Origin of the sequence: Streptomyces sp. NPDC006551 (assembly GCF_040611675.1) — a bacterium.
Lineage (GTDB): Bacteria > Actinomycetota > Actinomycetes > Streptomycetales > Streptomycetaceae > Streptomyces.
In genome coordinates, this window is record NZ_JBEXOT010000004.1 from 73,101 (window position 1) to 81,277 (window position 8,177).

4 protein-coding genes and 1 pseudogene are annotated in these 8,177 nt (G+C 69.4%); 3 read left to right on the forward strand and 2 right to left on the reverse strand.

What is annotated here, in order from left to right; translation table 11 throughout:
• Positions 1-183 precede the first annotated feature (183 nt).
• Both ABZY12_RS06565 and ABZY12_RS06570 read right to left on the reverse strand, forming a co-directional pair.
• Positions 184-2,174, reverse strand: a pseudogene (locus tag ABZY12_RS06565) (class I SAM-dependent DNA methyltransferase).
• Between the two features lie 162 nt (positions 2,175-2,336).
• On the reverse strand, positions 2,337-4,511 hold the full coding sequence (locus tag ABZY12_RS06570; RefSeq protein WP_356887799.1) for an N-6 DNA methylase: 2,175 nt from the start codon (positions 4,509-4,511) through the stop codon (positions 2,337-2,339).
• 280 nt (positions 4,512-4,791) lie between these two features.
• Between ABZY12_RS06570 and ABZY12_RS06575 the strand changes: the two genes are divergently transcribed.
• From ABZY12_RS06575 to ABZY12_RS06585, 3 genes are all read left to right on the forward strand, one after another.
• Positions 4,792-6,024 carry a DNA sulfur modification protein DndB gene (locus ABZY12_RS06575; RefSeq protein ID WP_356887801.1) on the forward strand — a complete coding sequence of 411 codons (1,233 nt, stop codon included), beginning with the start codon at positions 4,792-4,794 and terminating at the stop codon, positions 6,022-6,024.
• Between the two features lie 163 nt (positions 6,025-6,187).
• The gene (locus ABZY12_RS06580; RefSeq protein WP_356887803.1) at positions 6,188-6,661 is read left to right on the forward strand and encodes a hypothetical protein; all 474 of its coding nucleotides are present in this window, start codon (positions 6,188-6,190) and stop codon (positions 6,659-6,661) included.
• Positions 6,662-6,839: 178 nt separating this feature from the next.
• Positions 6,840-7,910, forward strand: coding sequence for a DUF3644 domain-containing protein (locus ABZY12_RS06585; RefSeq protein WP_356887805.1), 1,071 nt, complete (start codon positions 6,840-6,842; stop codon positions 7,908-7,910).
• Positions 7,911-8,177 lie beyond the last annotated feature (267 nt).

Here is an 8,177-nt window from a genome sequence, read left to right on the forward strand (position 1 = left end):
CGTTGGTGAGATCTGCGCGTCGGCTCGCGCGATCGAAGTCTGCGGCGCGGACGCAGCGTACGGCACTGTCGTCGTCGCTAGGGTCGCTTCCCCAAGTGCCGTTCGTTGCCGTTGCGATGAGGTTCTTGAGGCGCCCACGAGTCCAGTGCGCTGGTGCTGCCTGGAGCCAGTGACCTGTGGTTGTCATTCGGTGACCTCCCGCAGGAGCCCCTGGATTTCGGCCTCCAGCGCCTTCAACTCCGCATCAATCTCCGCCAACGGCCGAGGCGGTTCGTACACATAGAAGTGCCGCGTAAACGGAACCTCATACCCGACCTTCGTCTTGTCGTGGTCGATCCACGCATCCGGCACATGCGGGTGAACCTCCCGCTCCAGGTACTCCTCGACGTCGTCCCCCAACGGCACGTTCTCGTAGTCCCGAAGCTCCGCATCCGGCTCAGGCTGCCCCTTGACGAGCTGTACCTCACCCTCCGGATCCCGCACGCCGACCACGTCCCGCAGCGCCTTGTTGAACGGCGCCCCCGTAGGCCACGTCCCGCCGGCCTGCACGACCGCGTCCTTCAACGCGAGCCAAGCCTCCTGCTTCGTACCCCAACTCGCGCCCATCAGGGACTTGAAGGCGTCCGCCAGCGCCGGCGCCTGCGGCAGCTTCTGGATCGCCTTGGACGCCTCCAGCGCCTCCAGCGTCTCCTCCGTCACCTCGAACCGCAGCTTCAGCGGACGCTCCACCGTGATCCGCTGGTAGCCGAAGTCCTCGTTGCGGAAGACCTTCACCTTGCCGTGCAGCGAGTGCTCCGGGTCGTCCACCACGGCCAGCGCCTCGCCGTACAGCTTGACCACCGTCGCGATGTGGTCCGAGCCCAGCTGCTTGCGCTTGTCGCCCAGCGACTTCCGCATCTTCTGCCACTGGTCGCGCGCGTCCAGCAGCACGACCCTGCCCTTCTGGTCCGGGCTCTTCCGGTTCGTCAGGATCCAGAAGTACGTGGAGATACCTGTGTTGTAGAACAACTGGTCCGGCAGCGCGACGATGCCCTCCAGCCAGTCGTTCTCCAGGATCCAGCGCCGGATCTCCGACTCACCCGAGCCCGCCGCGCCCGTGAACAGCGGCGAGCCGTTGAAGACGATCGCGAGCCGCGAACCGCCCCCGCCGTTCACGTCCACCGGCTTCATCTTCGAGATCATGTGCTGGAGGAACAGCAGCGACCCGTCGTTGATCCGCGGCAGCCCCGCCCCGAATCGGCCGGCCTCACCCAGCGCCTTGTGCTCGTGCTCGACCTCGTCCTTGACCTTCTTCCACTCCACGCCGAACGGTGGGTTCGCCAACATGTAGTCGAAGGACTTCCGCGCGTGCCCGTCATCGGAGAACGAGTTGCCGAAGGCGATGTTGTCCGGGTCCTGGCCCTTGATCATCAGGTCGGACCGGCAGATCGCCCACGACTCGGGGTTGAGCTCCTGCCCGTACACCTCCACCGTGGCGTCCGGGTTCAGCTCCGTGATCAGGTCGTCCATCGCGGAGAGCATGCCGCCCGTGCCGCAGGCCGGGTCCAGCACCGTGCGCACCGCACCCGGCAGCTGCAACGCGTCCCCGTCCGGCGCGACCAGCAGCCGCACCATCAGCTGAATGACCTCGCGGGGTGTGAAGTGCTCACCGGCGGTCTCGTTCGACTGCTCGGCGAACCGGCGGATCAACTCCTCGAAGATGTAACCCATGTTGTGGTTGGGCACGACCTCGGGGCGCAGGTCCAGGTCCGTGAACTTACCCATGACCTGGTACAGCAGCCCGGCCGCGTCCAGCCGCTTGATCTGCTGCGCGAACTCGAAGCGGTCCAGCACGCCCCGCGCGTTGTCGGAGAAGGCGCCCACGTACACCTGGAGGTTCTGCGCCGCGTTCTGCGGGTCCGCGGCGATCTTCTTCAGGGTCAGGCTGGACCGGTTGTAGAAGGAGTGGCCCGCGGCCCGCCGCAGGAAGCGGTCCGGGTCGATGCCGCTGTCCTCGTGCTGCTCCGCGATCTCCGCGACCTTCTCGCGGGTCGGCTCCAGCACGCACTCCAGTCGCCGCAACACCGTGAACGGCAGGATGCCTTGCCGTAGTCGGACTGCTTGTAGTCCCCCCGCAGGAGGTCGGCGACGGACCACGCGTGGTTCGCCAATTCCGTGTGCTTACTGCTGTTCAACTGGATCCCCGGATTCCTTCCGAAATGTCCCGACCCCACCGCCCGGGCCGAGCCGCGTTGAGCGGTCGGCCGGGGCGGTCTGACAAGTGTGGTCCATGTGTGGAGGCCTGCGTGCCGAATGGGTCGAATCGCCACCCGCCCGCGTACCTCCGGCCGCGTACCTCAGCCGTCTCCCGGCGACGGCAGCAACTGCCCGCCCGTGAGCCCGCCCGCCAGCAGCCGTGCCGTCTCCTCCGCCAGCCGCGTCGCCCGCTGCGCCTCCGTCCGGAGCGCGTGCACGTGCCGGAACGCCTCCCCGTACCGCCGCTGCTCCTCCAGCGGCAGCAGCGGCACGCGCAGCCGGCCCGCGCTGACCGTAAGGACCGTGCTGCCCGTCGACGCGCCCGCGATGTTGTCCTCCGCGCCCAGGAACCCGGCGAGGAACCAGGCGTCCAGGCGCGCTGGGTCCGGGCGGAAAAGGTGGACCTGCGGGCCGGGCAGTGCGCCGGCGTCCTGCTCGCCCGCGACCCGGGCCATGGGGCCGTCCGTGCTCGCGACCGCTCGTACGAGGACGTCCCCGACGGCGATCGCGGGTGACGTGTCGTCGTACAGCCCCATCGGGTCTCCCGTGGGGCCCGACCCGGTCGCAATGTCCGTGCCGGTGAGCACCGCCCGTGTCTCTGGTCTCCCGCTCTCACCGCTCGCGGCGTGTGCCCGCGTGCGCACGCTGTCCGGCACCGGGCGGAGCAGGGTGAGCGCTCCGCCTCGCGAGAGGTCGGAGGCCGTCGCCGTCCGCCACTCGCGTGCACCGGCGCCCGCGGCGCTCCAGTCCTCGCGACCGGCTGTCCGTGCAAGGGACTTCGCGGCCTTCACCAAGTCCTGGCGCGTGGCATCGACCTCGGCCGACAGTTTCGCCGGATCGATCTCCGTCCGTGTCGCCCGGACGAGCCGCGCCGGGGTCAGGTCCACCACGTCGTCCAGCAGGTCCACCACGCCGACCGCGTGCGCGACACCTGGTTCGCCCTCGAAGGCGTCCGGGTTCTCCGCGAACGCCCGCCACGCGCCCAGGGCGTGCGCGGTGATCCCCTCCCAGTCCAGGGAGGCGGACCGGCTCCCGCCCCGCGTCCGCCCGGTCACCGCTGTTCCACCGCGCCCGGCCGCCGTCGCCGTACCCGTCGCCGCGTCCGCCGCCGTGTCCACGAACAGCACCGACTTGTGCTCCGGGCCGCCCGGTTCGGGCCGTTGCAGCACCCACACCTGGAGCCCGACGTGCAGCGGCACCGACGCGCCGGCAGGAAGCGCGATCACCGCGCGCAGGGCCCCGCTGCGTACCAGCTCCGCCCGTACTCGGCGCCCCGACGCGCGGCCGGCCGTGGCGGGCGGCAGGAGCAGGGCGGCGTGACCGCCAGGGGTGAGGTGGGCGAGCGCGTGCTGCACCCACGCCAGCTCCGACTCGGCGCGCGCCGGGACGCCGTACGCCCAGCGTGGGTCGTACGCCAGCTCGTCGTGGCCCCAGTCGCGCACGCCGTACGGCGGATTGCACAGCACCGCGTCGGCGAGCAGGTCGGGGAAGGCGTCCGCGCGGAGACTGTCAGCGGCGTGCACGGTGACCTTGGCTTCCGGAGCCGTCAGCATCAGGCTCACGGCACTGCGCAGGGCCTGCACGGGGAGGTTGTCCTGGCCGTACAGCTCACGAGCTCCCCGCCGCGCGGCGGCCTCCAGGAGGGTGCCGCTGCCGCAGGCCGGGTCGAGGACGCGGGCCGTTGATCCGGGGATCAGGGCGGCCAGCAGGTCCGCAAGCGGTTCCGGGGTCCGGTACGCGCCGGACGCGGCGCTGTCCTCCAGTTCCCGCTCGGCGAGCACGCCGAGTGCGGCCTGGCCGCCGTCGTCGCGTACACAGGCATACAGCGCACGCAGCACCGCCGCGTCGTCCGCCTTGAAGTGGACGGCGTCCGCGCTCGGTACGGCGTCGGCCGCGGTGGCCACGTCGCGCTGGGCGTGGGTGACGAGGTCCGGGTCCGGCAGCTGTGCGGCGGCCGTCAGCTCCTCCGGTGAGCGGCCCGCCGCCGCCAGGACGAGGAGCAGGAGGTCCGACGTGCCGCCGCCGCTCTGCGCGCGCAGGCGCAGCGTGGTCCGCAGCTCCTCCGAGGGATTCGCCGCCGAGACGTGGCCACGCGCGGCGAGCCAGGCGCGCACCGACTCCAGGTCGTACAGCGGGCTGCTGTCCGTGCCCCCGGACGGCGCCGGGAAGTCGTCGTGCCGACGTCGCCAGTTGCTGACGGTGGCACGCGTGACGCCCGCGATGCGGGAGATCTCGGCGGCTGTCACCTGGGCGGATGGTGCGAGGGGCTGCGGCATGGATGTGGTCCTGGGTCCGACGGTCGGCGTGGTTACAGCGTACAGCGCGAGTCAACTCCTGCAAGCTGTTGGACAGTGCTTTCACGGCCATGCTTTCATGTAATCGCTTCCTCCGGTGAGCGGTACTCCCCGGCGCGAAGCGTGACTTCCCTTGCCATAGCCATGTCCTTGAGCGCCCAGCGCCTTGTCCTGCGCCAACCGCTCCCGGCCGGATGCCGGGGGGACCTGCGGCGCCTCAGGGCCAGGCGAGCCCGATCGACCACCACACAGGGGGAAACCCATGCGCCTGACCATGCCGAGCGGCACCCCGGAAGGAATCCCGCTCACCGTCATGCCGTTCCGCGAGGACGCGGTCATCGGCACCATGTCCCTCGCGACGCTGGTGCGTCTCGTGCCGTCACCGCGCCAGGAGGAGGACCCGCGCGCACTCAAGACCGCCTCCGGGCACGACCGGCGCCACGCCGAGCTCCGTTCGACCGTGCAGCGGACGCTGAAGTCCCAGAAGGGCAAGAACATCCCGGACTACGCCGAGTACATCGCCAACGGCATCCTCGGCAAGCACGGCTCCGCCTGGTCCACGCCCCCGATCACGCTCTGGCACGCGGGCGAGATCGCTGCGATGAGCGACGAGCTGGTCCCCGACTCGGGCCTGCGGACGCTGACCGTCGCCCCGGACGCCATGGTGATCGCCATCGACGGTGAGACGCAGACCACCGCCTGGCACGACATCTACCAGGACCCGGAGGCCTTCGGCCTCACCTACGCCGAGCTCAGCCGGCGAGTCCGTATCCCCTTCGAGCTCTACCTGGGCATCTCCCCGGCGGACGCGCGGCAGATCTTCTACGACCGCAACGTCAAGGGCATCGACGTCGCCAAGAACCTGGCCATGTCCATGGACCAGCGCGACCTCGCCACTCGACTCGCCTACGTCGTCGGCGAGAAGATCGAGGTTGAGTCGGACGGTCGGCGGATGCCGTTCGGCAAGCTGGTCAACGCCGGCAAGCGGCAGCTCACCAGGACCGACAAGGAGGTCGTGACGCTGTCCGCGCTGCGGGCGCTGATCGTCACCACCGTCTTCGGCGGCAAGGGTGTGGAGTACTCGGCGGCCAACGTCCACGAGGGCAATCTGCCGTCCAACACCGACGCCGACGAGGTGGAGACGGTCGTCGTCCGTCTGGTGTCCCGGCTGATCGGGGGCCGCTTCCCGGACTTCGCCCGGCGCAGCGCGATCACGGCCCCGGCCGTGATGGCAGGCCTCGGCGTCCTGCTGCACCGCGCGACCCCCTGGTGCGACCCCGGTGATGCCATGAGCTACGAGACGGTCGAGGACCTGCTCGCCGACGTCCGCTGGGAGCGCGAACCCGCCTACTGGGACGGCGTCTGCGCCAGCGTCGGCTCCACCGGCCGGCTCAACTTCAGTGGCGGTGTGAAGGACTCCGCCGGCCGCGTCGCGGGCGCGCTCCTCGACCCGAACAGCCAGTTGGGCCGGAAGATCCGGGGAGTGCGGAGCTGAACAGGTCGGCCGCGCGGGATCTTTGACGCCGAGACCTCTTCAGCCGACGCCCCTCCCCGGACGGCGCCCCCCGCGGGGCACGACCCACGGCTCCCGCACCCACGCCCTGATCGCACACCCTGTGCGGCCCCGCTCACCACCACCCGCGACCTGGGAGGCCATCGTGACGATCACCGAGCACACAGAGCTGATCCGTCGCTTCGCCGACGACTTCACCGCCCTGCATGAGGCCGTCCTCGCCCGCATGAACGGGATCTGCGCTCCGGAGACCGCCGCGGCTCTGGAACACGCCTCGCTCGCCGGTCCCATCACCGTCGCTCTCGCCCACGCCGACGTCCTCGCTCGTGGGGCCGTCCGGCGCGCGGAACTCTCGGCTCAACCCCCCGAGCGGCTGCGACGGTTGCGCGCACACGCGCGCAGGGTGCGACAGGCCCGGTCGCAGGCGGTGGCCGTGTGCAAGGAGCAGCGTGCCCGCCGCCTCGTCGGCCGCTCCCGGCCGGTGGACATGCTGGAACTGAGGGTGGCGCGCATGTCATCCCCGGCGGCCTTCGCCGAGGCCCTGCGGCAGGAACTCCGCGCCAGGGGACTGCCGGACGGCACACCGCAGGCGCCGGAGAGCGACCTTGTTGCTGCCTGAGGCTATGGACCGAAGCGGCAGTTGCCGAGGCTCACGGCCTCCTTCGTCTTCGTACCTTTACATCGACACAGGCAGCCGCAGGAGACGCGAGGCAGCCCACGTCACGCCGTCTGCGGACAGCTCTATCACCCTGAGAACCGATCTCCCCGTACCCGGACGAAAGCGAGCGAGCATCTTCATGGCCCATTCCCGGTGGCACCACATCCTCATGGAGTCCCAGCGTCATGCCCTCAAGGCGCTCGACGAATGGAACTGCTCCAGCGGCGACTACAGCGACTTCCTCACCCACATGCACAAGGCGTGGCACTACCTGCTCCACGCGGAATTCCACAAGGCCGAGATCGACTACCACTATCTGGACTCCAAGACCGGCCGCCACCAGATGATCGACGGCGAACCGAAGGCCTGGGACCTCGAGAAGTGCCTGAAGGAGCGCTTTCCCAACAGCGGCGACACGGTGCGCCTCAACGCTGAGCTCTTCGTCGCCCTGCGCAACAAGGTGGAACACCGCTACGAGCACAACCTGAGGATCGTCACGGGCGGCAGGGCGCAGGCCTACGTGATCAACTACGAGCAGGAGATGGCCGGCCACTTCGGTGCCGGCTACAGCCTCGCCGACCGGCTCCGCTTCCCGCTCTCCGTCCAGGCGTTGACCGCGGACGGATACGAGGAGATGCGGAAGGCCGCCAGGGGGCTGCCCAGGAAGACCCGTGACCTGGTGGCCAGGTACGAGGCGGGTATCGATCCGTCCGTCCTCGACGACCCCAGGTACGACTACCGGGTACGGCTGGTGCCCATCACCGGCTCCAAGACGGACGCCGACCTGGTGGTCAACTTCGTCAAGCTCGACGACCTGACCGAGGACGAGCGTCGGATCATGGTCGAGGCAGGGCGCAAGGGAGCTGTCATCACCAGGGACCGCCATGTCGAGGTGGCGGACCTGAACAGGATGCGCCCGACGCAGGTCGCTGCCCGCGTCGAGGAGCAACTGGCTTTCCGGTTCAGTGTGTACATCGAGCACGTGGAGATGTGGAAGCGGCTGAAGGTCCGTCCGGCCAAGGGTTCCGGCGACCCGTATGTCACCGACGCCAGGTACTGCACGTACAACGAAGCCTTTAACGAATACGTCTACACCCAGGCATGGATAAGGAAGATCGTGAGGGAGATCGGGACGGTCGAGAAGTTCCGCGCGTTCTTCGGCAGGGAGCCGCGCATGAAGACGAGGGCCACCGCGTCAGAGGCCGCGTAGAGGGCGTCAGTTTGATTGGCGGTCTTCACGTTTCCCTCACGTTACCTGCGCAGGTAGCCTTTGGCTGAAGGTGCACCGATCGCGCCCTGGGTGATCGCGGTGGATGCTGCCATCGCCGCAAGCGCATCACTCTCAGTCAGGCTCTGGCCGTGCATTTCGGGTGGTTGTGCGAGCGCTGCAATGGACGCTTGTGGAAGCAGTGAGGGGTGGGGCGCCTCTGTGTGGTGCGTGCCGTCAGGTTGCTCCGGGCCGTGGCAGTAGAGGGCT

What these genes read in the sequence shown, in the direction of transcription:
- ABZY12_RS06570 (WP_356887799.1), bottom strand. Translation starts at nt 4,511, where the DNA reads ATGCCGCAGCCCCTCGCACCATCCGCCCAGGTGACAGCCGCCGAGATC.
- ABZY12_RS06575 (WP_356887801.1), top strand. Translation starts at nt 4,792, where the DNA reads ATGCGCCTGACCATGCCGAGCGGCACCCCGGAAGGAATCCCGCTCACC.
- ABZY12_RS06585 (WP_356887805.1), top strand. Translation starts at nt 6,840, where the DNA reads ATGGCCCATTCCCGGTGGCACCACATCCTCATGGAGTCCCAGCGTCAT.